This is a genomic window from [Acidovorax] ebreus TPSY (assembly GCF_000022305.1).
In the GTDB taxonomy this organism is placed as follows: domain Bacteria; phylum Pseudomonadota; class Gammaproteobacteria; order Burkholderiales; family Burkholderiaceae_C; genus Diaphorobacter; species Diaphorobacter nitroreducens.
Genome location: NC_011992.1, coordinates 498,232 through 522,420 on the forward strand (window position 1 = coordinate 498,232; position 24,189 = coordinate 522,420).

Genomic DNA, 24,189 nt, shown 5'->3' on the forward strand with positions numbered 1-24,189 from the left:
GCGCCCTTTGGATGCCCGCTTTCCATGGTCCAATCGTCAAAGCCAACCAACCACGATGGACACCATGGACACAACCGGCTTCCAGGACACGCTGGCCGTTCTGGCGGGCGCCCTGGGCAGCGGCCTGCTGATGGGTATCGAGCGCGAACGGCGCAAGGGCCAGGGCCCGTTGCGCGCGCTCGCGGGCGTGCGCTCGTTCACGCTGGCGGCGGTGTCGGGTGCGACGGCGGCGCTGCTGGGCAGCGAGGCGCTGGTGGCGGTGGGCGCGGTGTTCATTGCGCTGCTGGGCGTGGTGGCCTATGCGCGCGACCGCTCCGAAGACCCCGGCGTGACCACCGAGATCGCGCTGCTGCTGGCCTACCTGATCGGCGTGCTGTGCACGCAGAGCCTGCCCGTGGCGGCGGGGCTGGCCGTCGCCGTCACCAGCCTGCTGGCGGCGCGTGAGGCGCTGCACGAGTTTTCGCGCGAGTGGCTGCGCCAGGGCGAGGTGCGGGGCGGGCTGATCCTGGCTGCGCTGGCGCTGCTGGTATTGCCGCTGGCGCCCAACCAGCCCCTGTGGGGGGAGGCGCTGAACCCCCAGGTGCTAGTGCGCCTGGTGGTGGTGCTGCTGGTGATCCAGGCGCTGGCGCATCTGGCGCGCCGGCTCATGGACGCGCGCCGCGCGAACGCCCTGTCGGCGCTGGCCTCGGGTTTCATCTCCAGCACCGCCACCATCGCCAGCCTGGGCGTGGCCGTGCGCGAGGGGCGCGAGCCCGTGCGCGCGCAGGGGGGCGCGGCCGTGCTGTCGTGCGTGGCGACCATGGCGCAGATCCTGGTGGTGGCGGCCACCGTGCAGCCCCAGTGGCTGGTGCGGTTGTGGGCGCCGGCCCTGGCGGGCGGGGTGGTGGCGCTGGTCTGGGGGGTGGCGCTGCTGCGCAGCATGCCCGCGGGTGAGGCGCCGGCCCCGGCGGACGTGGACGGCACGGCGCTGTTCAAGCTGCGCGACGCGCTGCTGATCGCCGCGCTGCTCACGGCTGTGCAGGTGCTGGTGCAGGCACTGCGCGGCTGGTGGGGCGACGCGGGCTTGCTGGCCGGTGCTCTGGTGGCGGCGCTGGCCGACGTCCATGCGGCCGCCGCGGCCATCATGTCGCAGGGCCGGCCGCTGGACCCCGTGGGGCCCAGCCTGGTGAGCGCGCTGGCGGCGGGGCTGAGCGTGCACGCCGTCAGCAAATGCGTGACGGCCCTGGTCAGCGGGGGCTGGCGTTATGCCGTGGCGGCCGGCGGCGGCGTGGTGCTGCACACGCTGGCCTTCGTCGCGGTGCTGTTGCTACTCTAAATTGATAAAAAGCGGCTCAAACGCTTATGGGATAAGCGCGAGCAGCTATCGATGAAATAGCAATGGCTGCGGCTACTGGAACGCCACCTCGGCAAAGCTGCGCAGCTTGCGGCTGTGCAGCCGGTGCACGCCGCCCGCGCGCAGGATGTCGATGGCGCGCATGCCGATGCGCAGATGTTGGTCCACGCGTTCGCGGTAGAAATGGTTGGCCATGCCGGGCAGCTTGATCTCGCCGTGCAGCGGCTTGTCGCTCACGCACAGCAGGGTGCCGTAGGGCACGCGAAAGCGAAAACCGTTGGCGGCGATGGTGGCGCTTTCCATGTCCAGCGCCACTGCGCGGCTTTGGCTGAAGCGGCGCTGGGGCATGTTGTCGGGCAGCAATTCCCAGTTGCGGTTGTCGGTGCTGGCCACGGTGCCGGTGCGCATGATGCGCTTGAGCTGGTCTTGCGGCATCTGCGTCACGTCGGCCACGGCCTGCTGCAGCGCCATCTGGATCTCGGCCAGCGCGGGGATGGGCACCCACAGCGGCAGCTCCTCGTCCAGCACATGGTCCTCGCGCACGTAGGCGTGGGCCAGCACGTAGTCGCCCAGCTGCTGGCTGTTGCGCAGGCCCGCGCAGTGGCCCAGCATCATCCAGGCGTGGGGGCGCAGCACGGCGATGTGGTCGGTGATGGTCTTGGCGTTGCTCGGGCCCACGCCGATGTTGACCATGGTGATGCCGCTGCGGTCCGCGCGCACGAGGTGGTAGGCGGGCATCTGCGGCAGGCGGGCCGGGGCCACGCCCAGGTCGTCGCCGACCTGCGCGGGCAGGCCCGTGCGGCGCGTGACCACGTTGCCCGGCTCAATGAAGGCGATGTACTCGCTGTCGGGCTTGGCCATCTCGGCATGGCCCAGGCGCACGAACTCGTCGATGTAGAACTGGTAATTGGTGAACAGCACGAAGTTCTGGAACCACTCGGGCTGCGTGCCGGTGTAGTGGCGCAGGCGGTGCAGCGAATAGTCCACGCGCGGCGCGGTAAACAGCGACAGCGGCTGCGCCTCGCCAGCGCGCGGCGACCAGGTGCCGTTGGCAATGCCGTCGTCCATGGCCTCCAGGTCGGGCAGGTCGAACACGTCGCGCATCAGCATGCGCCGCTCGGGGCTGAGCGTGCCTTCGATGTGGTCGTGCTCGGCGAACGAGAAGTGGATGGGGATGGGCTGATTGCTCACGCCCACTTCCAGCTCGACGTTGTGGCTGGCGCGCAACAGGCGCAGCTGCTCCGTGTAGTAGTCGGCGAACAGGTCAGGCCGCGTGAGCGTGGTCTCGTAGCGCCCCGGCCCCTCCACGAAGCCATAGGCCAGGTGCGTGGGCGCGCGCGCCACGGTGCTGGTCTGCACGCGCACGAAGGGATAGAACGCGCGCACGGGTGCGGCGGGCGTCTCTCCCGCCACGAAGCGCTGCATGGCGCTGCGCAGATGGTCGATCTGCTGCTGGTAGATGCGCTGCACCTGGGCCAGCGCCTCGGTCTCGGTCGCGTGGAAGGTGGGATCGGGAAGTGCGGGGATCTGAGCCATGGTGCCTATTGTCCACGCCGCCTATTGTCCGCGCCGCATGTGTCAGCGTGGGCACGGCGCCGGGCCGGGCCGGCTGCTCACTCGGCCTGGGCGCGCAGCCACTCGCGGGCGCGCTGCGCATCCATGGGCGGTGCGATGCCAAAGCCCTGCGCCAGTTCGCAGCCCAGGCGCCGCAGCAGCGCGAGCTGCTCCGCGGTCTCCACGCCTTCGGCCACGGGCTGCAGCTGCAGGCTGTGCGCGAGCTGGATGATGGCGGTGACGATGGCCACGTCTTCGCTGTCGGCAGGCGTGTCGGTGACGAAGGAGCGGTCCACCTTGATCTTGTCCAGCGGGTAGCGTTTGAGGTAGGCCAGCGACGAGTAGCCCGTGCCGAAGTCGTCCACCGTTACGGCAACGCCCAGGGCCTGCAGGGCCTGCAGGGTGGTGCGCGTGTGGTCGGCCTGCTGCATGAGGGCGGATTCGGTGATCTCCACCTCCAGGTACTGCGGTGCGAGCCCCGCGGACTGCAGCACCTGGGCGATCTCGCCCACCACGTCGCGCTGGCGGAACTCGATGGCAGAGAGGTTCACCGCCACCGGCACCCGGGGCAGCCCTTCGTCGTGCCATGCCTTGAGCTGGCGACAGGCTTCGTGCAGCACCCAGCGGCCAATGGGCGTGATGAGACCGCGCGACTCGGCGAGCGGAATGAACTCATCCGGCCCCACGAGGCCGCGCACCGGGTGTCGCCAACGCACCAGCGCCTCAAAGCCCACCAGCCGGCCGTCGGCCACCCGCACCTGGGGCTGGTAGTGCAGTGCGAAGGCCCCTTGGAACACAGCCTCGCGCAGCAGGTGCTCTTGCTGCAGCAGCTCCGTGGGTTGGCCTTCCATGCCCGGTTCATAGAACATGCGCGTGCCCCGCCCGCTTTCCTTGGTGTGGTGCATGGCCGCGTCGGCGCGCCGCAGCAGCTCGTCGGGGCTGTAGCCGTCGTCCGGAAAGACGCTGATGCCGATGGAGGGTGACAGCGACAGCGGCGTGCCCCCGATGGCGAACTCGGCGCGCACGCGCGCCAGCAGCGCATCGGCTACTTCGGCCGCTGCGGCGCGGTTGGCCAGGTCGGGCAGCAGCACGATGAATTGATCGCCGCCCACGCGCGCGACGAAGTCGGTGGCCTTCACCCCGTCCTGCAGGCGCCGCGCAATCTCGATCAGCAGCTGGTCGCCGGCCTGGTTTCCCAGCGACTCGTTGACCGTCTTGAAGTGGTCCAGGTCGATGAACAGCACGGCGGCGCGGGTCTGCCGCTCCTGCGCGGCACTCGCCATGCGTGCCAGCTGCATCATGAGGTGGCGCCGGTTGGGCAGTTGGGTCAGCGTGTCATGCAGCACCAGGAAGCGCGCCTGCTCCTGCGCCTGCTTGCGCGCCGTGATGTCGCGCACCACCACCACGCGGTAGTCACCCTCCTGCTGGGGCATGGTCTTGCCCACCACCTCGATCGGGATCACGCGGCCGTCCTTGTGGCGCATGGCGAGCTCGTAGGGCTTCTCGCTGCCGCGGCGCGTGTATTCCACGGCCAGCGCCCGGTACTCGGGCAGCGCGAAATCGAAGATGGACTGGCCTACGAGCTCGGCCAGCGAATAGCCGACCATACGCTGCAGCGCTTCGTTGGCATCCAGAATGCGCCCGTCGCGGTGAAAGGCAAGTCCCTCCTCGGTAGCGATGGCGAACTTGCGCATGCGCTCCTCGCTCTGGCGCACGGCGCGCTCGGCCTCCCAGTGGTGGGTGATGTCGTTGATGAGCACGAATGCACCCACCATCGCGTTGCGTCCTTCGCGCACCCCGAAGTGCGGCTGCAGGCTGATCTCCAGCATATGCGCGCGCCCCTGCGGGCCGGCGTATTCGCGGGTGTACTGAACGCTCTCCCCAGCCAGCGCGCGCTGCACGTAGGGCAGGATCTCCTGCCAGGCCTTTTCGCCGATCGCCTCGCGCACCGTCTTGCCGATGATGCTCTGCACCGTTTGCCCGCTGAAGGCGGCATAGCGCTGGTTGGCGAACACGCAGCGCAGGCTGGTCGATTCGTAATAGGCCAGCATGACGGGCACCGAGTCGGCGATGAGCCGCAGCAGCGCATCACTGGCGCGGGGGCCCAGGTCGGGCAGGGGGGGGGAGGCAGGGGGGCGAGGGGAGGGCATATCCAGTGCCAGTGGGCGGTCGGTCCCGGAGCTTATATCCCAACGCCTGGCCTTTGGCGAGCAGGCGCGTCCGGCGGCGCGCCGGGCGCTTGTGTGCCAGCAGGGCGGCACGGCGGTGGGATAATCGCTGTATGCCTTCCGCACCCTCCGGCCCCTTGAGCGTTCCCGCGTGGATGACGCCCCACAACCTGCTGCGCGCCTCGGTGGGCGTAGCCCTGCTCACCATCGTGCTCAAAACGCTGGCCTGGTGGGTCAGCGGCTCGGTGGGCCTGCTGTCGGATGCGCTGGAGTCGTTCGTCAATCTGGCGGGCGCGATGTTCGCGCTGGCCATGGTGACCATTGCGCGCCGCCCGGCGGACGAGGACCACCCCTACGGACACCACAAGGCGGAATATTTCTCGTCCGGCTTCGAGGGCATTCTCATCGTGGGGGCCAGCATCGCCATCCTTTGGGCGGCCGTGCTGCGGCTGATGCACCCGCAGCCGCTGGAGCAACTGGGCTGGGGCATGGGCCTGTCGCTGTTGAGCACGGCCTGCAACGGCCTGCTGGCCTGGGGCATGCTGCGCGCGGCGCAGGTGCACCGGTCGCTGGCGCTGGAAGGCGATGCGCGGCACCTGATGACCGATGTGTGGACCTCCATCGGCGTGGTGGGCGGGCTACTGGCCGCTGGCGCCACCGGTTGGCTGTGGCTGGACCCGCTGGTGGCGATCGCGGTGGCGTTGAACATCCTGCGCGAAGGGGGCGCGCTGATCTGGCGCGCCTCGCAGGGTCTCATGGACGAAGCCATGGAACCTGGCCTGCTGGCGCGCGTGTTCACGGTGTTGGGCGAGCACAACCACGCCAGCGCAGGGGTGGTGTATTTCGACAGCCTCACCTCGCGCCGCGCCGGCGCGCGCAATTACGTGGATCTGCACATGCATGTGCCCGCGCACTGGACGCTGGGGCACGCCGCCGAGCAGCGCACCGCCGTCGAGCAGGCCCTGATGCAGGCCGTGCCCGGCCTGCGCGCCACCATCGAACTGCTGCCCGAAGGGCAGGCTACGGTGTTCGAGACCGCCGAGGCGGCCGCGCCGGGAGGAGCCGGCACATGATCGGCCTGCTGCAGCGCGTGCGCGAGGCGCGCGTGGAAGTGGCCGGCGAGATCGTGGGCCGCATCGGCCCGGGGCTGCTGGCGCTGGTGTGCGCCGAGCAGGGCGACAGCGAGGCGCAGGCCGACAAGCTGCTGGCCAAAATGCTCAAGCTGCGCATCTTCAGCGACGAGGCCGGAAAGATGAACCGCAGCGTGCAGGACCTGGACGGGCAGGGCACCTGCGGCGGCCTGCTCATCGTCAGCCAGTTCACCCTGGCCGCCGACACGCGCGGCGGCAACCGGCCCAGCTTCACGCAGGCGGCACCGCCGGCGCAGGGGGAGCGGCTGTACGACTACTTCGTCGCCCAGGCGCGCGCCGTGCACCCCATGGTGGCCACGGGCCGCTTTGCCGCCGACATGCAGGTGCACCTGGTCAACGACGGGCCGGTGACCCTTCCGCTGCGGATAGCGCCGGGATAATTGGCGACCATGACTATCTCTTCAGGCGCGTCGCCTGCCCCGTCCGCCACCGCCTTCTCATCGCTGCCTCTGTCCCCTGAAATGCTGGCCAACCTGCAGCAGCTGGGCTATGCGCAGATGACGCCCATCCAGGCCGCCAGCCTGCCTTTCAGCCTGCAGGGCCGTGATCTGATCGCCCAGGCCAGCACCGGCAGCGGCAAGACAGCGGCCTTTGGCTTGGCCATGGTCGATCGGCTGAACCCGCGCTGGTTCGCCGTCCAGGGCCTGGTGCTGTGCCCCACGCGCGAGCTGGCCGATCAGGTGGCCACCGAGATCCGCCGCTTGGCGCGTGCGCAAGACAACATCAAGGTCGTCACTGTGTATGGGGGCGTGCCTTCGCGCGGCCAGATTGCTTCGCTGGAGAACGGTGCCCACATCGTGGTGGGCACGCCGGGCCGCGTGATGGACCTGATGGAGCGCGGCAAGCTCGACATCGCCAAACTCAAGACCTTGGTGCTTGACGAGGCCGACCGCATGCTGGACATGGGCTTCCTGGCCGATATTGAGACCGTGGTGCGCCAGTGTCCGGCCGAGCGCCAGACCCTGCTGTTCTCCGCCACCTATCCCGACGGCATTGCGGGACTGGCACAGCGTTTCATGCGCGCGCCCCAGATGGTGAAGGTGGCCGCCCAGCACGGTGCAGGCAAGATCGCGCAGCGCTGGTATGAGGTGGATGCACGCGAGAAGGTCGACGTGGTGGCGCGCATGCTCGCGCACTTTCGCCCTGCGTCGAGCATTGCCTTCTGCAATACCAAGCAGCAGTGCCGTAACGTGGTGACTGCGCTGCAGAGCCAGGGATTCAGTGCCCTCGCCCTGTTTGGCGAGTTGGAGCAGCGCGAGCGTGACGAGGTGCTGGTGCAGTTTGCCAACAAGAGCTGCAGCGTGCTCGTGGCCACCGACGTGGCGGCGCGCGGCATCGATATTGCCGACCTCTCGGCCGTGATCAACGTCGATGTGACGCCCGATCCCGAGGTGCACATCCACCGCATCGGCCGCACGGGCCGCGGCGATGCCGAGGGGCTGGCGCTGAACCTGGTCAGCATGGATGAGATGGGCAGCGTGGGCAAGATCGAATTGCTGCAAGGCCGTGCCTGCGAGTTCTTTCCGGTGGATGAACTCACCCCCACGGCAGGGGGCGAACTGCAGCCACCCATGTGCACCATCCAAATCATCGGCGGGCGCAGGGACAAGATCCGCGCCGGCGACGTGATGGGCGCCATGTGCGCCGACTTCGGCTATGCGCGCGAGCAGATCGGCAAGATCAGCGTCAACGATTTTTCCACCTACGTGGCCGTGGACCGCGCCATCGCGGCCCAGGCCTGCGCCAAGCTGAATGCCGGCCGCGTCAAAGGCAAGATGGTGAAGGCGCGCTTGCTGTAGCGCGCCTGGGGCCTTGAGGGGCGGGGTTCAGCCCTTTAGGAAGAACAGCCCCGCCATCACCAGCCCCGTGGCCACAATGCCCCAGCGCAGTACCGGCGCGGGCAGTTGCCGTGCCACGCGCGCGCCGCCGTAGCCGCCCAACGTGGCGGCCACCATCATCACCAGGGCCTGCGGCCACAGCACGATGCCGCCTGCGGCATAGATGGCCACGGCAATCGCCGTGAGCAGGGCCGACACGAGGTTCTTCATGCCATTCATGGCGTTGAGCTGCGTCTGCCCCAGCAGCCCGAACAGCGCCAGCAGCAGGATGCCCAGGCCCCCGTTGAAATAGCCCCCGTAGGCCGCCACCGCCAGCATGCCCGCGCCGGCTTTCAGAGCCGAGGGCGTGCCATGGCCGGCTTTGCCGGCCCATTGCCGCAGCTGCGGGCCAAAGGCGAAGAGTGCCGTGGCCGCCAGCAGCAGCCAGGGCACGACCTTGCGGAAGGTGGCGTCGGGCGTGAACAGCAGTAGCGCCGCACCGGCCGAGCCGCCGATGAGCGACAGCACGACCACGGCGCGCATCGACAGGCCCGGCGGCGGTTGCATGTCTTCCCGAAAGCCCCAGGCACCGGCCATGTAGCCGGGCAGCAAGGCCACAGTGCCGGTGGCGTTGGCGACCACGGGCGGCACGCCGGTGAACACCAGCGCGGGCAGGGTGAGGAAGCTGCCGCCGCCGGCTACCGCGTTGAGCGCACCGGCGATGAATGCGGCGGTGAGCAGAAGTGCCAAGTGGCCGATGGAGGTCGTCCAGCCCAGGATGTCCATGCGTGGGTTCTTCCCTTAAGAGATGGTCGCCGCGTGAGAGGCGGACCTGCAGGACGCAGGTCGCGCGGCATCTTAGGCCGCGCCGGCGGGCGCGTTTGTGACCTGGGCGCAAAACAGCTTTCCGCACCCCGGCGCCCGCGGTGGCGAGCGCCTGCGCGGTCGCGCCGCCTGCCAGTTATGCCGCGTAGGGGTCCGCGAAGCCCAACTCTTGCAGGATGGCGGTCTCGTAGACCTCCATTTCCTGCGCGTCCTGTTCGCTGGTTTCGTGGTCCCAGCCCTGGGCGTGCAGCGTGCCGTGTACCAGCAGGTGAGCGTAGTGCTCCTCTAGCGTCTTGTTCTGCTCGCGGGCCTCGCGCTCGACCACGGGGGCGCAGAGCACCAGATCGGCCACGGCCACGGGCTCTTGCTGGTAGTCGAAGGTGAGCACGTTGGTGGCGTAGTCCTTGTGGCGGAACTCGCGGTTCAAGCGCTGGCCTTCCTCGGCGCCCACGATGCGCACCGTGATCTCGGCATCTACGGCCAGGGCGTGGCGGATCCAGCGCGCAACCGCGTGGCGGGGCAGGGTGGCGCGGTGCGCGGTGGCCTCCGCGTCGCGTGCAAATTGGAGGGACAAGGACAATTGGTTCAAAGCCATTTTGGCCTCCAGCGCTTATCTATCAAGCGCGAGTAGCTACGAATTTATGAGCTTTTGGCCGGCGACTACTCGCCTGCGCCGCGGCGGCTGCGCTGCGCGTCGTAGGCATCCACGATGCGCGCCACCAGCGGGTGGCGCACCACGTCGGCGCTGGTGAAGCGCGTGACGGCGATGCCCTTGACGCGCTTCAAAACCCGCTCGGCGTCGATCAGGCCGCTCATCGCGCCCTTGGGTAAGTCGATCTGGCTCACGTCGCCTGTGACCACCGCGCGCGCGCCGAAGCCGATGCGCGTGAGGAACATCTTCATTTGCTCGGGCGTGGTGTTCTGCGCCTCGTCGAGGATGACGAAGGCATTGTTCAGCGTGCGCCCGCGCATGAAGGCCAGCGGCGCGATCTCGAGCGCATTGCGCTCGAAGGCCTTCTGCACGCGGTCAAAGCCCATCAGGTCGTACAGCGCGTCATACAGTGGGCGCAGGTACGGGTCCACCTTCTGCGTCAGGTCGCCCGGCAGGAAGCCCAGGCGCTCACCAGCTTCCACGGCCGGGCGGGTGAGCACGATGCGCTGCACGCTGCTGCGCTCCAGCGCATCCACCGCGCAGGCCACGGCCAGGTACGTCTTGCCGGTGCCCGCCGGGCCGATGCCGAAGGTGATGTCGTGCGTGGCGATGTTTTCCAGGTAGGTGGCCTGCGTGGGCGTGCGCGCGCGCAGGTCGGCGCGGCGCGTGGTGAGCTGGATGGCGCTGGCTTCGTCATCGCCCTGCATGCTGGCGTCGCCGGCCAGCATGAGCTGCAGGTGTTCTTCCTTGATGGGGCGATCCGCCATCTCGTACAGCGCCTGCAGCAACTCCATGGCTTGCGTGGCCTTGGCCTTGGGGCCGTCCACTTTGAACTGCTCGTGCCGGTGGGCGATGGAGACCTGCAGCGCCGCCTCGATGGTGCGCAGGTGCACATCGGCGGGGCCGCACAGATGGGTCAGGCGCGTGTTGTTATGGGGGGTGAAGGTGTGGCGCAGGATCACGCTGATAATTCCGGTCGAAGTTCCGCGGCGGGTGTCCGGCGCGGCAAAGGACATCCATGATAGGCAAATTGACCGGCACGCTGCTGGAAAAGAACCCCCCCGAGGTGCTGGTGGACTGCCACGGCGTGGGCTACGAGGTGCTGGTCAGCATGAGCACCTTCTACAACCTGCCCGCCGTGGGTGAGCGGGTGAGCCTGCTCACGCAGTTCATCGTGCGCGAGGATGCGCAGCTGCTGTACGGCTTTGGTACGGCGCAGGAGCGCCAGGCGTTTCGCGAACTCATCAAGATCAGCGGCGTGGGGCCGCGCACAGCGCTGTCCATCCTCTCGGGCATGGGCGTGGCGGACCTGGCGCAGGCCGTTTCGCTGCAGGAAGCAGGGCGCCTGGTCAAAGTGCCGGGTATCGGCAAGAAAACCGCCGAGCGGCTGCTGCTGGAGCTGAAAGGCAAGCTGGGCGCGGACGTCGGCGTGCGCGCGCATGCGGCCAACGACAACCAGGCCGACATCCTGCAGGCGCTGCTGGCCCTGGGCTATAACGACAAGGAGGCCGCCGCTGCGCTCAAGGCGCTGCCGGCGGATGTGGGAGTGAGCGAGGGGATCAAGCTGGCGCTGAAATCGCTATCCAAATAGTTCTTACGTAGAGGAGAGAGCAATGCAATTACTGACAACAACTGCGGCGCAATGGGCCGCGATACCCCTGGTGCTGGCCTTGTCCGCTTGCGGTGGAGGTGGCGGCGGCAACGACACTCCCTCTCCTACGCCTCCGGTGGCGGGCGACCGCATCGAGCCCTACGACCCCAGCGGCACGGCCAAGGTGGCCACCTCGCAGCAGGCGGTGAGCCCGGTCGCCAGTGCACAGGCAACCCGCACCATCGCCCTCGGCGCGCTCACGGCCGTGAAGGGCGTGGTCTCCGCCACTCCCGGAACGCCCTTGCAGATCGGCGAGGCGCGCAGCGTGGCGGACACCGCCACCGTCGCGGCCACTGCGGCCCTGCTGCGCTGGCAACCGACGGCGCGGGGCACGCAGGCCGCTGCGCTGCGCTTCACGGCCGACGGAGCGCATGGCGTGCGTCTGGGCGTGCTCGTGCAGTCGCTGCCCGAGGGCGCGGTGCTGCGCTTCTACGGCGAGCAGGGCGCGGGGGCCATGGAGGTGCGCGCGTCCGAGCTGCAGGACATCGCCGCGCGCAATGCGCGTGGCGGTGCGGATGACACCACCGCGCGCACCTATTGGAGCCCGGACTTCAGCGGCCCGCAAACCACACTGGAAGTGGAGATTCCCGCTGCGGCCTCGCCAGCGGCCGTCCGACTGTCCGTGCCGCGGCTGTCGCATTTCACGCTGGCGCCCGCACAGGCCGAGCAGGCCCTTGCCCAGAAGGTGGGCGAGTCGGGCAGCTGCAACGTGGACGCGACCTGCCGGCCGGAGTTCAACGACCAGAGCCGCTCGGTGGCGCGCATGATCTTTGTGCGCGACGATGGCAAGAGCTACCTGTGCACCGGCACGCTGCTCAACGATGCGGCGTCCAGCGGTACGCCCTACTTCCTGAGCGCCAACCATTGCATTTCCACGCAGGCCGTGGCGTCCACGCTCACCACGGACTGGTTCTACCGTTCCAGCACCTGCGGCACCGCCACGGTGAACCCCGCCGCCGTGCGCGTCACCGGCGGTGCGGCGCTGCTGTACGCGTCGGCCACCACGGACACGGCCTTCATGCAGCTCAACAGCCAGGCGCCTGCCGGCATCGTCTATGCAGGCTCGTACTTTGGCGGAGTGGGCGTTGGCACGGCGCTGGCGGGTGTGCACCATCCCCAGGGCGATCTGCAGAAGGTCAGCCTGGGCTCCATGCAGCGCTACAGCACGTGCGTCGACAACAGTTGCCGTTCCAGTAATGCGGACGACGGCACCTTCCTAACGCTGGGCTGGCAGGAGGGGACGACCGAAGGCGGCAGCAGCGGCTCGGCCGCGTTCGTGACGTTTGGCGAACGTCGCTATGTGGTGGGCCAGCTTCTGGGCGGAACCGCCAGCTGCGCTGCGCGCGACGGCGTGGACTATTACGGTCGTTTCGACACCAGCTACCGCACGGCGCTGCGGCGCTGGCTGAATCCGACGGCGGCCAACTAACCCACCAGCACCAGCCCGGGCGGCAGGCTGTCGCCCAGGCTGCGCTGCTGGTCCTCGGCCTCCATGGCCGTGGGCTGTTCCACCAGCGCGATCCAGCGTGCGGGCGCGTGGGTGGCGCGCATCTTTTCCAGCACTTCGGTGCGTAGGGCGTCGGGCAGGTCGCGAGCGCGGTCGCCGGTCATGCGGGCGATCTGCACGGCGGCGAACAGGGCATGCTCGTTGTGGCGCCAGTCCTCGCGCAGCGTGGCATGCAGAAACTCGGCCGCGGCCTCGGGCGGCATCACGCGGTGGGCGTTGGCTGCCAGCGGCTGGCGCGCGGCCAGGCGGCCGATGGCCCACCAGGTCTGTGCGGACTCATCGGGCCGCAGCAGGCGCTGCAGCATCCACTGGCCCATTTCCTGGCGGTACTGCCAGGGCACGGCCTCCATGGCGGCGAACAGGCGCAGCATGTCGTCGTAGCTGCCCCACGCGGCCTTGCCCTGGCTGCGTTGCACGGTCTTTTGCATGCAGCCGGCCACCGCTTCCAGCACCTGCATCTGCTGCGCCTCGTCCAGACCCGCGGCCACACGGCGCCAGAACACCCACCATTCGGTCCAGTTGGCGGCGTCCTGGCCGTGGCCCAGGCCCTGGGGGTAGAGCTGCCAGACCTGCGCGATGCGCCACGCGTCCAGCTCGGCGCCCACCCCCGGGCGCAAGCACCAGCCTGCCAGGTTGAGCCACGTGCGTTCGTGCTCGGTCGTGCGCCGGCGGCGGCGCGCACGCGCCAGCAATGCATCGAACAGCGCGCGCAGCAAGGCCACGTCCCAGCCGGCGCGGGGGCCCAGGAGTTTTTCCAGCGACTGGCGCAGCTGGCGCACCTCCTTGGGCGCCACGTCCTGTGCCTGGGTGCCGAAGATGCGGTCGATCAGCGCCAGCGCCTCGGGCAGGCGTGAGGCTCTACCCTTCGAGCCTTTTTGGCCGCTGCCGCTTTCTGGTTCTGCACTGGCAGCTATCGATTTGGAAGCGCCATCGGTGCCCGCCGCGCCGCGCACGGCAAAGGGCAGCAGCCAGGACTGGTCCGCCTCCTGCGTTGCCACGCAGCGCACCTCCAGCGTGCCCACCTCGGTCATGCAGGCCTGCAGCTGCACCTCCACCTGGGCGGTGGCGCGGCCTTCGGGTGCGGGCAGCACCGTGGCCAGCGGCGGCAGTTCCGCCCAGCCGTCGCCCTCCAGCGGCGCAATCTGCCCGGCCTGCGCCTGGCCCTGGCTGCGCGCCACCAGCGCGAAGCGCACGGCCTGGCCCAGCCGCAGCGCGAAGCGCCGGCTCGTCAGGACCAGGCGCACGCCTTCTTCGGTGCCGCGGGGCAGCAGGCAGATGCCCTGCGGCGCAGTGCCCGCCTTGCCCGGCAGTACCAGCCAGTAGCTGCGCGCCGAGCCGCCGCCGATGCGTGGGACTATGGTTTTAGGAGCTGCTGGCGCTTGTCCTGACTGGGCTGTGTGCGTATTTGATGATGAATGCTGCGCCAACCCGTACGCCGCAGCGCCGCGTGCTACGGCCCAGTCGGGGTGCGGGTTGTGCAGCACGCGGGGCGGTGCGCCGCGCCAGTGCGCAAGCACCTCCGTGAGCCGCTGCACCAGCGCCGGTGCATGGAATACCCCGCCGTTGAGCAGCAGGGTTTCGGGCAAGTCGCCCCCGGCGTGCTGCGCCAGGAACTGCGCCAGATGGCGCGTGATGGCCGCGTCGGCGGGGTAGGGCAGGCCCAGCCCGCGCAGCGCACCCTGGCGGCGCGCCGGGCGATCGCCGATCGGCACCTGCGGCAGAAAGCCTTCCACCACGCATTGCAGCACCTGCGCGCGCGTGAGCGTGGCCGTGTGTGTCTGCGCCAGCATGCGGCTGCCCGTGCCCAGCAGCGTGACTGCGGCGCTGTCGGGGGCGCCGTCGGCCAGCAGCAACTCCTTGGCCTGCCGGCAGCGCTGCACCAGTTGGGCGAAGCGCGCGGCGGGCAAACGCGCGGCGGGTAATCGCGCGGCGGGCAGGTGGCCACCGTCGCCGGCGAACTGCGGCTCCAGCAGGTGCGCCAGCGCCAGGTCCATGTTGTCGCCGCCCAGCATCAGGTGCTCGCCCACGGCAATGCGCGTCAGCCGGGGCGTGCCGCCGGCCTGGGTGTCTACGCGGATCAGCGTGAGGTCCGTGGTGCCGCCGCCCACGTCCACCACCAGCACCAGGCGGCAGCCCGCCAATTGCGCGGCCAACTGTTCGCCTTGCAGCGCCAGCCAGTCGTGGAATGCGGCTTTGGGCTCTTCCAAGAGCTGCAGCGCTGGCAAGCCGGCCAGGCGTGCGGCTTCCAGCGTGAGAGCGCGCGCGCCCTCGTCGAACGAGGCGGGCACGGTGAGCACCAGGTCTTGCGCATGCAGCGGTGCATCGGGGTGGGCCGCGTCCCATGCCGCACGCACATGTGCCAGGTACGACGCGCTGGCCTGCACCGGTGAGACCCGGGCCACGTCCTGCGGCGCGCCCCAGGGCAGGATGGGCGCCGTGCGGTCCACGCCAGGGTGGGACAACCAGCTTTTGGCACTTTCCACCAGCCGCCCTGGCACGGCTGCACCCAGGTCGCGCGCCCAGCGGCCGAGGGTGGCGGGGGTGTCGTCCGTGGCCTCCAGGGGCGGCCAGGGCTGTCGCCACGCCTCGCCCAACTCGCCGGATGCCGCCTGGTAGCGCACCGAGGGCAGCAGCGGCTGCGCCTGCAGCTCGCCTGCCGAGAGGCGCTGCGGGATGGGCAGCAGTGCGATGTCCGCCGCGCGGGCTTCCAGCGGCGCATAGGCGCAGGCGGTGTGGCTGGTGCCCAGGTCGATGCCGACGGTGTAGCGTTTCACCCGGCTAAGCCCCTGAAGACAGCGCGCGTGCGATGCGCGCATTGAACCGCTGCACCTGGGCGGCGGACAGGCGCTCGGCGCCGTAGAGCGAGAGCATGTCGAAGGCACTGCGTGGCGCGCAGGTGCCCAGCAGCGCCGTCTTGAGCACGCGCCGCACAGGCCGGCGCAGCACCAGCCGGTCCACCCACCAGGGCGACCCCAGCGTGGTGATGGCCAGTGTCGTGCGCAGCCGGTGCAGGCGGGGGCGGATGGGCCCCAGGTCGATCGCATGGTCGTAAGCCACGCCGGGCGCCCATGCGGTCGAACCAGCCCTTGAGCACCGCCGGAAAGCCGAACCACCAGGTCGGAAAGACCAGCACCAGCGCCTCGGCCAGCAGCAGCCGGTCGATCTGCGCTTGCACGGCGCCGCCGTCGAAGGCCGGGCCGTAGTAGCTGCGGCGCTCCGCCGCCGTGAGCGCGGGCGCGAAGCCCGTGCGGCACAGGTCCTCCACCTGCACCGCGTGGCCTGCGGCGGTGAGGGTGCGGATGGCTTCCTGCGCCAGCGACTGGCACAGGCTGTCCTCCAGCGGATGCGCGATGACGACCAGGCAGTGCATGGCGCTGGCGTCAGGCCTGTGTCTGGGCGCGCACGTCGAATTCCACCTTCCAGCGCTCATGGCCTCCCACGGGCACGGCGCTCAGCTCCAGCGTGCCGATATCGGTCACGCGGGCGTGCAGGGTGACGGGTACGACCTCGCCGGGCGTGCGGCCGTCGGGGGGCAGGTGGGCCTCGATCTCCTGCAGTTCCACCAGCTCTTCGGGTCCCCAGAAGTCCAGCAGCGTGCCCACGGTGTCGCCGCGGCGCACGCTGGAGCCGAAGAAGCGCAGCCGCACCGGCTCGCCCACCACCAGGCCGAATTCCTGGGCATGGAGCGCGACCTCGGTGCCTTCCTCCATGCCGAACGGCGCCAGGCACAGGGCGCTCAGGGGCGGCTCCATGCCGGGAATGGCGGGCATGTTGCTCTCCACACCCACGTAGTAGCTTTGCGCCGCGCCGCCGCGGATGCGCACGCCGCGCCCCGCCGCAGTGACATGGCCGAAGTACGCCGCGCCGCGTGCCACGGCCAGGTCCAGCTGGGCGCCTTCCAGCAGCCGGGCGGGGGCGGCGCCCTCGGCAGCCAGCCAGCCGTTGATGACGCCGACGATGCGCTCAGCGATCTGGGGGGCCTTCAGCACGCCGCCGTTGAACAGAAGGGCCGTGGGGTGCAGGAAGCTGGCGCCCCCCGCTTGCCTGCCGGCCAGGCCAGGGATCTGTGCCGTGGCATCCAGCTGGCGCGACAGGAAGGCCGCCAGGTGGCGCGTGACGGCCGCGTCCTGCGCGTAGGGCAGGCCCAGTTGCGTGAGCGCGCCGCGCGCGCGGGTCAGCGGCTTGTCGCCCACGGCCACCTGCGGGAAGAACCCATCGACCAGCAGCGCCTGCACTTCGGCGCGCGTCACCTCGGTGCGGATGCTGCCGCCGATCAGCTTGCTCCCGCGGGCGGGGACGACCACGGGCACGGATGGCAGCGCCTCGTCGGCCAGCAGCTGCTCCTTGGCCGCGCGGCAGCCATGGGCCAGGGCGCGGGTCTGCCAGGCATCCAGCGGCTTGCCCTCCTGTGCCAGCTTGCGCGCCACGCCATAGGCCAGGGCCAGGTCCATGTTGTCGCCGCCCAGCAGGATGTGCTCGCCCACCGCCACGCGCTGCAGTTCCAGGGCGCCGTCCTTCTCCAGCACCGCGATCAGCGACAGGTCCGTGGTGCCGCCGCCCACGTCCACCACCAGGATGATGTCACCGCTGGCGACCTGCTTGCGCCACCCGCCGCCGCTGGCCTGAATCCAGCTGTACAGCGCGGCCTGGGGCTCTTCCAGCAGCGTCAGGCGCTCCAGGCCGGCGGCGCGGCAGGCCTCGGCCGTCAGCTCGCGCGCGGCCGGGTCGAACGATGCGGGAATGGTGACGGTGATGTCCTGGTGCTCCAGCGGCGCCTCGGGGTGGGCCTGGTTCCAGGCCCAGCGCAGGTGCGACAGGTAGCGCGCCGATGCGGCCAGGGGCGACACGCGCGGCACCTCCGGCGGCGCATCGGGCGGCAGGATGGGCGCACGCCGGTCCACGCCCGGGTGGCACAGCCAGCTCTTGGCGCTGGACACCAGGCGGATCGGCGTGGCCGCGCCGCGCGTGCGCGCCAGCTCGCCCACCACGCCGTCCTGGCCTGCGCCGCCACCGGGCAGCGCCGTGTCGGCGGCGCTCAACTCGCTCTCGTGCGGCAGGTACAGGAAGGAGGGCAGCAGCGGCCGCGCCTCCACGCTGGCCGGTCCGGTGAGCTGGGGAATATCCAGCACCTGCTGCACGACGGCGTCGCCGTCGCTGGCGTGCCGGTCCACGTACGACAGCGCGCAGTGCGTGGTGCCCAGATCGATGCCGATGCTGTACTGGGCGTTGTTTTTGCCTGTAGCGCTTGCAGGGTAAGCGCTGGCAGCTATGGTTTCAGGAGTGTTGGGCATATCCGTGTTCACAGCTCCACCTCGGCCTGGGCCAGCACGGCGGCTGCCCGCGGGTCGGTGAGCTGCGGCAGGCGCACGGCGGTCGCCTTCCAGCCGCGGTGGGTCAGCTGGCCCGTGAACGGCGCCTGGCCCAGCACATTGCCCGTGAGGCGCACGGCCGTGGCGTCAAAGCCGACCGGCAGGGTAACGTGGCTGCCCTCGCCCTCGGGGCGCACGGCCTCGATGGTGAAATGCTCGCGCAGCACCTTGCGGCAGCCCTCGTGGACCACGCGCGCGGCGGCGCCGATCTCGGCATCGGAGTAGGGCGCCACGTCTTCCTGCAGAAAGTCCACCAGGCGCGCCTCGCGCTGCAGCAGGCCCAGCAGCTGCAGCGCGGCGGTGTCGGTGGCGACGTCGACGCGCTTTTCCACCACTTTCTCGACGGGCACCTCCACGCGGACCTCGACGATCTTCTCCACGATTGTCTCCACGGGCACTTCCACCCGCACTGCCTGGGGAGCCGGTGGTGCCACGTCGGCGGCCAGCGCTTCACCCGCGCGCAGGCGCTGGATGTCGGCGGCCAGGCGGCCGTTGCCCAGGATGGCGAAAAAGCTGCCGATGGCGATGGCCATGCGGCTCAGGAAGGAGGGGTGTGCTGGAGTGTTCATGGGCTGTCGCTGCAAGGGGGCGCCGGGCCGAGGCGGCGCGGCGCACAGGGGCGGTGCGGCGTTCGAGTGGTCCGGGAGGGGGACGGGGCTCGCCCGCGCGCGGCGCGCGAAGGCGGCGATGTTACCGAAAGGCGGCTATCCCTGGCCCGCGCGGGGTGGCGGGGCGGCACGGCGGCGCGGGGGAATGGGGGACAATGCACACGCCCTTCCTGGTCCGCTTCGCATGACGATCCATACCGACGACTTTGCCCCCTCTCCCCCTCCGGCGCGCGAGCGCGTGGTGTCGGCCGCGCCGGCCTCCTCACAGGAGGAAGCGCTGGAGCGTGCGCTGCGCCCCAAGCTGCTGCAGGAGTACGTGGGCCAGGCCAAGGCGCGCGAACAGCTCGAGATCTTCATCGGCGCGGCCAAGAAGCGCGGCGAGGCGCTGGACCATGTGCTGCTGTTCGGCCCGCCGGGCTTGGGAAAAACCACGCTCAGCCACATCATCGCCACCGAACTGGGCGTGAACCTGCGCCAGACCAGCGGCCCCGTGCTGGAAAAGCCCAAGGATCTGGCAGCGCTGCTCACCAACCTGGAACGCAACGACGTTCTCTTCATCGACGAGATCCACCGCCTTTCGCCCGTGGTCGAGGAAATCCTCTACCCCGCGCTGGAGGACTACCAGATCGACATCATGATCGGCGAGGGGCCGGCCGCGCGCAGCATCAAGCTGGACCTGCAGCCCTTCACGCTGGTGGGCGCCACCACGCGCGCGGGCATGCTCACCAACCCGCTGCGCGACCGCTTCGGCATCGTTGCGCGGCTGGAGTTCTACACGCCCGAGGAATTGGCGCGCATCGTCATGCGATCGGCCGGCCTGCTGGGCGCGCCCATCGACGCCGAGGGCGGCATGGAAATCGCGCGCCGCTCGCGCGGCACGCCGCGCATCGCCAACCGCCTGCTGCGCCGCGTGCGCGACTATGCCGAGGTGAAGGGATCGGGCCACATCACCCTGGACATTGCCAACCGCGCGCTGACCATGCTGGACGTGGATCCGCAGGGCTTCGACGTGATGGACCGCAAGCTGCTGGAGGCCGTGGTGCATCGCTTCGACGGCGGCCCCGTGGGACTGGACAACATTGCCGCCAGCATCGGCGAGGAGAGCGGCACCATCGAGGACGTCATCGAGCCCTACCTGATTCAGCAGGGCTATCTGCAGCGCACCCCGCGCGGGCGCGTGGCCACGCTGGCCGCCTACCGCCACCTGGGCGTGGCGCCGCCGCGCGCCGCGGGCGGGCTGTTCGAGTCCGCCTGATCGCTCAAGCCGCGTGGGGGGTGAGCGGCTGCGTCCGCGCGTCGGCTTGGTGCGCCGCGCCGCGGGTCAGCGCTGTGACCATCCCGCTCACGATGAGCACCTGGGCCGCATAGTAGGTGGCCAGCACCCACAGCTGCGACAAGGGCAGCGGCTGCACGAAGCGGTTGGTGGCCAGCAGTGAATCGCTGAGCATGAAGCAGCACGCGCCCAGCGCCACCGCAAGCGACGAGCGCTCGCGCAGCGCCGCGTGGCGCCCCCAGGCCTGCGCCGCCATCAGCGCGATCACCACCACATACACGGCCACCGGCACCCGCAGCGCGGCCGGCAATCCGCCGTGCCACAGGAAGGCGTACATGCCGATGCCCAGCGCTAGCGTACCCACGAGTGCTCCGCGGTGGCCGAACCAACCCGCGCCCTGCTTGAACAGCGCGATGTAGCACAGGTGCGCCAGCAGGAAGCTCACCAGCCCGGGAATGAACAGGTGCTCTGACAGCATCAGGAACACGTCGCCCGCCAGCGAACCCAGTAGCGCGCTCAGCAGCAGCCAGAATGAGCGGTGCAAGCCAAAACGGCCTGTAACGCTCATTGGATAAGCGTGATTAGCTACATAAACAATAGCAATCGCCATGGTCAGCGGCTTGAACAGCAGGTGCCACGCCGTGAACCCCAGCGCGCTGGTCGCCGTGGCCAGCGCCCCGGCTTCGATCATCAGCGCCAACCCCATGCCAATGCGCCCCTGCATGGCCGCGCCCAGGGCCCACTGGCAGGCCAGCAGCGTAGCGAACCACACGGCGTTGGTCGCCAGCGGTGCGCTGTCGGCCTGCCACAGGAATGCCGCCACGCCCGCCAGCAGCAGCACGAACTGCACGCCGGCAAACCAACGCAGCGGCGCGGACAGGGGCGGGTCGAACAGGGGCATGTCGTGGAAGTTGAAGGCCGGCTTGGGAAAGTGCTGCGCCACGTCGGCGGGGCGCCAGCCGGGGGCTTTCAGCCACACGCGCAGCTTGTCCGCCCAGCGGCGGGCGTGCCAGCTGTCGTGCAGCAGGCCCGCATACACCTGGGCGTTGGCCCAGAGCGGGTCCCAGCTGTTGAGCAGGCCGCGCGTGCCGTACACGCATTTCTCCCGGGGGTCCTCGTCCTTGAAGGTACCGAACAGCCGGTCCCACACGATCAGGATGCCGCCGTAGTTTTTGTCCAGGTAGCTGTCGTTCACGGCGTGGTGCACGCGGTGGTTGCTGGGGCTGCAGAACCAGCGGTCGAACCAGCCCAGCCGCCCCACCTGCTCGGTATGCACCCAAAATTGGTACAGCAGGTCGACCAGCCCCACCACCACGAACACCAGCGGCGGCACGCCCGCCAGCGCCATCGGCAGGTAGAACACCCAGCCCAGGACCGCGCCGGAACTGGTCTGGCGCAGCGCGGTGGACAGGTTGTAGTCCTGGCTCTGGTGGTGCACCGCATGCGCGGCCCACAGCACGGCCACTTCGTGCCCCATGCGGTGCAGCCAGTAGTAGCAGAAGTCGTAGAACACCAGCGCGATGAGCCAGCCGTACCAGGTGGTCCAGAACGCCTCGCTGCGCCACAGCGCCAGGTGCTCATAGGCCAGCGTGTACAGCCCCACGCGCAGCAGCACGGTGAACACCGCGCTGGTCTGGCTGAGCATGCCCAGGCTGACGCTGCTCACCGCATCGGCCAGCCGCAACGCGGGCCGCCCGCGCCAACGGCCGATGGCCCATTCCAGCGCCATGAGGGCGAGGAACACCGGGGTGACGAGGACGATGATCTGGCTGCCGGACATGCGGCAATTGTTGGGGGTAACCTCTCAGCTCGGAAGTGGGCAATCCCCTAAAGCATGAGATTCTTATTAGCACTTCCAGGCTGCTATGCGGCACTCACGCGCCCGTGTGCTTGACCTAATCATTTGTTGTTTCACACCGCCTACGCGGCAGTGAATAGGCGTGGGTATCGCAGGTGGCGCTTACGTCACGGCGCCCCGTGCATCCACGCGGATGACGCGCTCCACCACGCCGTGCGCCAGGCCGCCGCGCACGCCAATCAGGTAGTCGTGCAGGTTCACCGTGGGGTCACAGTGGCCGGGTACCAGCCACAGCATGCGGCCCAGGGCCGGCAGGCGCGCCTTGGGGCCAGTTGCGTGCAGGACGCCGTGTTCGTCGCCGCCGTTGGCATAGCGCAGGGCGCGCTCGGGCGGCAGTCCCCAGACCAGCGGCATGCCGGAGTCGACGGCGTGGCTCTTGTGCCCTGCGTCGCACACCACATGCGTGGGTCGCGCAGAGATCACCTGCGTCTTCACGAACAGCGCATGCTCGAAGGCGGGCTGGGCGCTTTCGCGTTCATTGGCGGCGTAGTCCGCGTCCATGAAGAGGAACGAGCCGGCCTGCAGTTCTCCATACACCCCGCTGGCGGCCTCGTGCACCAGCGTGCCGGTGCCGGAGCCCGTGACCAGCGGCACGGGCAGGCCCGCGGCCTCGATCAGCGCGCGGGTATCGGCGGCGGCCTGCACTGCGTGGGCGATGGCCGCGCGCCGCTCGGCCGCGCTGCGCAGGTGCTGTGCGCTGCCGTGGTAAGCCTGCAGGCCCGCGAAATGCAGGCGCGGCTGGGCTGCCACGGCCTGGGCCAGGGCGAGCGCCGCCGGGCCGGGCGGCACGCCGCAGCGGCCCTGGCCGACGTCGATCTCCACGAACACGTCGATGCCGGCGTCGCTGCCCGCCACGCGCATGGCCTCGGACAGGCGGGTGATGCCCTCTTCGCTGTCCACCGCGATGCCCAGCCGCCCGCCGCGTGCGGCCAGTTGCGCGGCCAGGCGTGCCGCGCGCAATAGTTTGGCTCCCCCCAGTACCTCGTTGCTGATGTACAGGTCGGCCACGCCGCCGGCGGCGAGCGCCTCGGCCTCGGACACCTTCTGCACGCAATGGCCGCGCGCGCCGGCCTTTTCCAGCTGCAGGGCGATCTCGGCGCTCTTGTGCATCTTGGCGTGGGGTCGCCAGCGCACCTGGTGCTTGTGCGCAAATTCGGCCATGCGCTGGATGTTGCGCTCCATGGCATCCAGGTCGACGACGAGTGCGGGCGTGTCGATCAGATCCACGCGCAGCCCGATGGTGGCGCGCAGATGTTCGGGCAGATGCTCAGGAGTGGATCTCATCGCGGCTCGCGTTCTCCAGGTGTTGCGTGTCGGCCCAGCCCACCAAGGTGAGGCCGTTGCCCTCGGTCCACAGCAGCCGGTTGATGGCGGCGTTGGTCAGCTGCCAGGTGCGTGGGGCCTGCAGGTCCAGCCGCGTGGCCAGGCGGTAGAGCACGTCCATCACCCCGCCATGGGCCACCAGCACGATCTGCTCGCCGGCATGGCGCGCGGCAATGCCGTCCACCGTGACAGCAATGCGCTCGCGCAGCATGTCCAGCGACTCGCCGCCGCCGTCGGGCACGAAGTGGGGATCGCGCTTGCGCCAGCGCAGGGCCTGCTCGGGGGACTCGGTCTCGATCTGCTGGAAGGTGCGGCCCTGGAAGCTGCCAAAGCTGCGCTCGCGCAGGCCGGGTACGGGCGTGAGGGGCGCGCCCGTGGTGCGGGCCACGGCTTCGGCCGTGGCGTAGGCGCGCTGCAGGTCGCTGCTGTAGATGGCGGCCACCGCTTCGTCGGCCAGCGCCTGCCCCACCTGCCGGGCCTGCCACAGGCCGGTGTCGTTGAGCGGTATGTCCAGGTGGCCCTGGATGCGGGTGTCCACATTCCAGGCGGTTTCGCCGTGGCGGATGGCGATGATGCGGGTGGCGTGCATGGAAAAGAGCGCAGGCGTGGGGTCAGAGCAGGGAACTGGCGTTGTCGAGCACGAAGTCGCAGGCCTTTTCCTTCAGGTCGCCCTTGAGGCGGTTCAGGTTGAACTGCTTGCCGTTGGAACCGCTGACCATGCCCGACAGGCCGCTCAGGTAGCCCTCGTCGCGGGGCTCGGGCTGGGCCGCGCCCAGGCCCATCTTGCCCAGCAGCTGCTGTTTGACCAGTGCGGCCTTGTCGGCATTCAGATAGTTGTTCTTCATGCAGTAGGTGATCACCCCGGCAGCGTTGCTGGGAGTGGCCGATCCACTCAAACCCATGGCGGACAGGGCCGACGGCGCAGCGCCCCCACCCAACATGCCGCCGAGCGTGGAGGGGCTGGCACCCCCGCTGGTCGCGCCGCGCAGGGTGTCGCCCAGGCCGGATGCCTGGGCGACCAGGCTCACGGGGCCCAGGCAGGCGCACAGAACAAGGTGTCGGATGGAGCTTCGCATGGCGGGTCCTTTCAGGTCGTGGGG

Annotated in this window: 20 protein-coding genes; 7 read left to right on the plus strand and 13 right to left on the minus strand. The window is 69.8% G+C overall.

Annotated elements, in window-relative coordinates; translation table 11 throughout:
- Positions 1-64: 64 nt before the first annotated feature.
- Positions 65-1,315 carry an MgtC/SapB family protein gene (locus DTPSY_RS02390; RefSeq protein WP_238526561.1) on the plus strand — a complete coding sequence of 417 codons (1,251 nt, stop codon included), beginning with the start codon at positions 65-67 and terminating at the stop codon, positions 1,313-1,315.
- A 72-nt stretch (positions 1,316-1,387) separates the two neighbouring features.
- On the opposite strand, the gene DTPSY_RS02395 is transcribed toward DTPSY_RS02390, so the two are convergent.
- Entirely contained in the window at positions 1,388-2,869 is a 1,482-nt protein-coding gene (locus DTPSY_RS02395; RefSeq protein WP_012655520.1) for an AMP nucleosidase, read from the minus strand.
- A gap of 77 nt (positions 2,870-2,946) precedes the next feature.
- Positions 2,947-5,037, minus strand: a complete 2,091-nt coding sequence (locus DTPSY_RS02400) for a putative bifunctional diguanylate cyclase/phosphodiesterase (RefSeq protein WP_012655521.1) — start codon at positions 5,035-5,037, stop codon at positions 2,947-2,949.
- Between the two features lie 131 nt (positions 5,038-5,168).
- On the opposite strand from DTPSY_RS02400, the gene DTPSY_RS02405 reads away from it, so the two are divergent.
- The 3 genes from DTPSY_RS02405 to dbpA are packed head-to-tail and all read left to right on the plus strand — an operon-like array spanning position 5,169 to position 8,005.
- Positions 5,169-6,128: a cation diffusion facilitator family transporter gene (locus DTPSY_RS02405; RefSeq protein WP_012655522.1), complete on the plus strand. Its 960-nt coding sequence runs from the start codon at positions 5,169-5,171 to the stop codon at positions 6,126-6,128.
- Entirely contained in the window at positions 6,125-6,586 is a 462-nt protein-coding gene (gene dtd, locus DTPSY_RS02410) for a D-aminoacyl-tRNA deacylase (protein WP_012655523.1), read from the plus strand. Before DTPSY_RS02405 ends, dtd begins: the two co-directional genes overlap by 4 nt.
- A 9-nt stretch (positions 6,587-6,595) precedes the next feature.
- Positions 6,596-8,005 (plus strand): ATP-dependent RNA helicase DbpA, encoded by a 1,410-nt coding sequence (gene dbpA, locus DTPSY_RS02415; RefSeq protein ID WP_012655524.1) that lies wholly within the window; start codon positions 6,596-6,598, stop codon positions 8,003-8,005.
- Between the two features lie 27 nt (positions 8,006-8,032).
- On the opposite strand, the gene DTPSY_RS02420 is transcribed toward dbpA, so the two are convergent.
- The 3 genes from DTPSY_RS02420 to DTPSY_RS02430 form a co-directional block, all read right to left on the minus strand.
- The gene (locus DTPSY_RS02420) at positions 8,033-8,809 is read right to left on the minus strand and encodes a sulfite exporter TauE/SafE family protein (RefSeq protein WP_011806797.1); all 777 of its coding nucleotides are present in this window, start codon (positions 8,807-8,809) and stop codon (positions 8,033-8,035) included.
- Positions 8,810-8,984: 175 nt separating this feature from the next.
- Positions 8,985-9,443: an rRNA maturation RNase YbeY gene (gene ybeY, locus DTPSY_RS02425; protein WP_012655525.1), complete on the minus strand. Its 459-nt coding sequence runs from the start codon at positions 9,441-9,443 to the stop codon at positions 8,985-8,987.
- A 65-nt stretch (positions 9,444-9,508) separates the two neighbouring features.
- The gene (locus DTPSY_RS02430) at positions 9,509-10,462 is read right to left on the minus strand and encodes a PhoH family protein (RefSeq protein ID WP_041838940.1); all 954 of its coding nucleotides are present in this window, start codon (positions 10,460-10,462) and stop codon (positions 9,509-9,511) included.
- A 56-nt stretch (positions 10,463-10,518) separates the two neighbouring features.
- Between DTPSY_RS02430 and ruvA the strand changes: the two genes are divergently transcribed.
- Both ruvA and DTPSY_RS02440 read left to right on the plus strand, forming a co-directional pair.
- On the plus strand, positions 10,519-11,091 hold the full coding sequence (gene ruvA / locus DTPSY_RS02435; protein WP_012655527.1) for a Holliday junction branch migration protein RuvA: 573 nt from the start codon (positions 10,519-10,521) through the stop codon (positions 11,089-11,091).
- 22 nt (positions 11,092-11,113) lie between these two features.
- The gene (locus DTPSY_RS02440; protein ID WP_012655528.1) at positions 11,114-12,580 is read left to right on the plus strand and encodes a trypsin-like serine peptidase; all 1,467 of its coding nucleotides are present in this window, start codon (positions 11,114-11,116) and stop codon (positions 12,578-12,580) included.
- Here DTPSY_RS02440 and DTPSY_RS02445 read toward each other — a convergent pair.
- From DTPSY_RS02445 to DTPSY_RS02460, 4 genes are read right to left on the minus strand one after another with little or no spacing between them, the layout of a single operon-like run.
- Positions 12,577-15,432: an Hsp70 family protein gene (locus tag DTPSY_RS02445; RefSeq protein ID WP_012655529.1), complete on the minus strand. Its 2,856-nt coding sequence runs from the start codon at positions 15,430-15,432 to the stop codon at positions 12,577-12,579. The two genes, DTPSY_RS02440 and DTPSY_RS02445, sit on opposite strands and share 4 nt — an antisense overlap.
- A complete protein-coding gene (locus DTPSY_RS18755; protein ID WP_350303892.1) occupies positions 15,429-16,088 on the minus strand; it encodes an NAD(P)H-dependent oxidoreductase in 660 nt (219 codons plus the stop codon). Before DTPSY_RS18755 ends, DTPSY_RS02445 begins: the two co-directional genes overlap by 4 nt.
- Positions 16,039-17,949, minus strand: coding sequence for an Hsp70 family protein (locus tag DTPSY_RS02455; protein ID WP_012655530.1), 1,911 nt, complete (start codon positions 17,947-17,949; stop codon positions 16,039-16,041). The genes DTPSY_RS18755 and DTPSY_RS02455 overlap by 50 nt, the downstream gene beginning before the upstream one ends.
- A gap of 8 nt (positions 17,950-17,957) precedes the next feature.
- Positions 17,958-18,596, minus strand: coding sequence for a DUF2760 domain-containing protein (locus tag DTPSY_RS02460; RefSeq protein ID WP_012655531.1), 639 nt, complete (start codon positions 18,594-18,596; stop codon positions 17,958-17,960).
- A gap of 223 nt (positions 18,597-18,819) precedes the next feature.
- On the opposite strand from DTPSY_RS02460, the gene ruvB reads away from it, so the two are divergent.
- A complete protein-coding gene (gene ruvB, locus DTPSY_RS02465) occupies positions 18,820-19,890 on the plus strand; it encodes a Holliday junction branch migration DNA helicase RuvB (RefSeq protein ID WP_012655532.1) in 1,071 nt (356 codons plus the stop codon).
- Positions 19,891-19,894: 4 nt separating this feature from the next.
- Here ruvB and DTPSY_RS02470 read toward each other — a convergent pair whose 3' ends face one another.
- The 4 genes from DTPSY_RS02470 to DTPSY_RS02485 all read right to left on the minus strand — a co-directional run bounded on the left by DTPSY_RS02470 (position 19,895) and on the right by DTPSY_RS02485 (position 24,165).
- The gene (locus DTPSY_RS02470; protein WP_012655533.1) at positions 19,895-21,688 is read right to left on the minus strand and encodes a lysoplasmalogenase family protein; all 1,794 of its coding nucleotides are present in this window, start codon (positions 21,686-21,688) and stop codon (positions 19,895-19,897) included.
- Between the two features lie 180 nt (positions 21,689-21,868).
- Entirely contained in the window at positions 21,869-23,050 is a 1,182-nt protein-coding gene (locus DTPSY_RS02475; protein ID WP_012655534.1) for a DSD1 family PLP-dependent enzyme, read from the minus strand.
- Positions 23,034-23,678, minus strand: coding sequence for a histidine phosphatase family protein (locus DTPSY_RS02480; protein WP_011803951.1), 645 nt, complete (start codon positions 23,676-23,678; stop codon positions 23,034-23,036). Before DTPSY_RS02480 ends, DTPSY_RS02475 begins: the two co-directional genes overlap by 17 nt.
- 22 nt (positions 23,679-23,700) lie before the next feature.
- The gene (locus tag DTPSY_RS02485; RefSeq protein ID WP_012655535.1) at positions 23,701-24,165 is read right to left on the minus strand and encodes a YjjA family protein; all 465 of its coding nucleotides are present in this window, start codon (positions 24,163-24,165) and stop codon (positions 23,701-23,703) included.
- Positions 24,166-24,189: the final 24 nt, after the last annotated feature.

Bases quoted from the DNA above. Each gene is read 5' to 3' on its own strand.
- DTPSY_RS02455 (WP_012655530.1), bottom strand. From the start codon at position 17,949: ATGCCCAACACTCCTGAAACCATAGCTGCCAGCGCTTACCCTGCAAGC.
- dbpA (WP_012655524.1), top strand. From the start codon at position 6,596: ATGACTATCTCTTCAGGCGCGTCGCCTGCCCCGTCCGCCACCGCCTTC.
- DTPSY_RS02470 (WP_012655533.1), bottom strand. From the start codon at position 21,688: ATGTCCGGCAGCCAGATCATCGTCCTCGTCACCCCGGTGTTCCTCGCC.
- DTPSY_RS02395 (WP_012655520.1), bottom strand. From the start codon at position 2,869: ATGGCTCAGATCCCCGCACTTCCCGATCCCACCTTCCACGCGACCGAG.
- DTPSY_RS02440 (WP_012655528.1), top strand. From the start codon at position 11,114: ATGCAATTACTGACAACAACTGCGGCGCAATGGGCCGCGATACCCCTG.
- DTPSY_RS02485 (WP_012655535.1), bottom strand. From the start codon at position 24,165: ATGCGAAGCTCCATCCGACACCTTGTTCTGTGCGCCTGCCTGGGCCCC.
- ruvA (WP_012655527.1), top strand. From the start codon at position 10,519: ATGATAGGCAAATTGACCGGCACGCTGCTGGAAAAGAACCCCCCCGAG.
- DTPSY_RS02400 (WP_012655521.1), bottom strand. From the start codon at position 5,037: ATGCCCTCCCCTCGCCCCCCTGCCTCCCCCCCCCTGCCCGACCTGGGC.
- DTPSY_RS02480 (WP_011803951.1), bottom strand. From the start codon at position 23,678: ATGCACGCCACCCGCATCATCGCCATCCGCCACGGCGAAACCGCCTGG.
- DTPSY_RS18755 (WP_350303892.1), bottom strand. From the start codon at position 16,088: ATGAGCGCTGGAAGGTGGAATTCGACGTGCGCGCCCAGACACAGGCCT.
- ybeY (WP_012655525.1), bottom strand. From the start codon at position 9,443: ATGGCTTTGAACCAATTGTCCTTGTCCCTCCAATTTGCACGCGACGCG.
- dtd (WP_012655523.1), top strand. From the start codon at position 6,125: ATGATCGGCCTGCTGCAGCGCGTGCGCGAGGCGCGCGTGGAAGTGGCC.
- DTPSY_RS02405 (WP_012655522.1), top strand. From the start codon at position 5,169: ATGCCTTCCGCACCCTCCGGCCCCTTGAGCGTTCCCGCGTGGATGACG.
- DTPSY_RS02475 (WP_012655534.1), bottom strand. From the start codon at position 23,050: ATGAGATCCACTCCTGAGCATCTGCCCGAACATCTGCGCGCCACCATC.
- DTPSY_RS02390 (WP_238526561.1), top strand. From the start codon at position 65: ATGGACACAACCGGCTTCCAGGACACGCTGGCCGTTCTGGCGGGCGCC.
- ruvB (WP_012655532.1), top strand. From the start codon at position 18,820: ATGACGATCCATACCGACGACTTTGCCCCCTCTCCCCCTCCGGCGCGC.
- DTPSY_RS02460 (WP_012655531.1), bottom strand. From the start codon at position 18,596: ATGAACACTCCAGCACACCCCTCCTTCCTGAGCCGCATGGCCATCGCC.
- DTPSY_RS02420 (WP_011806797.1), bottom strand. From the start codon at position 8,809: ATGGACATCCTGGGCTGGACGACCTCCATCGGCCACTTGGCACTTCTG.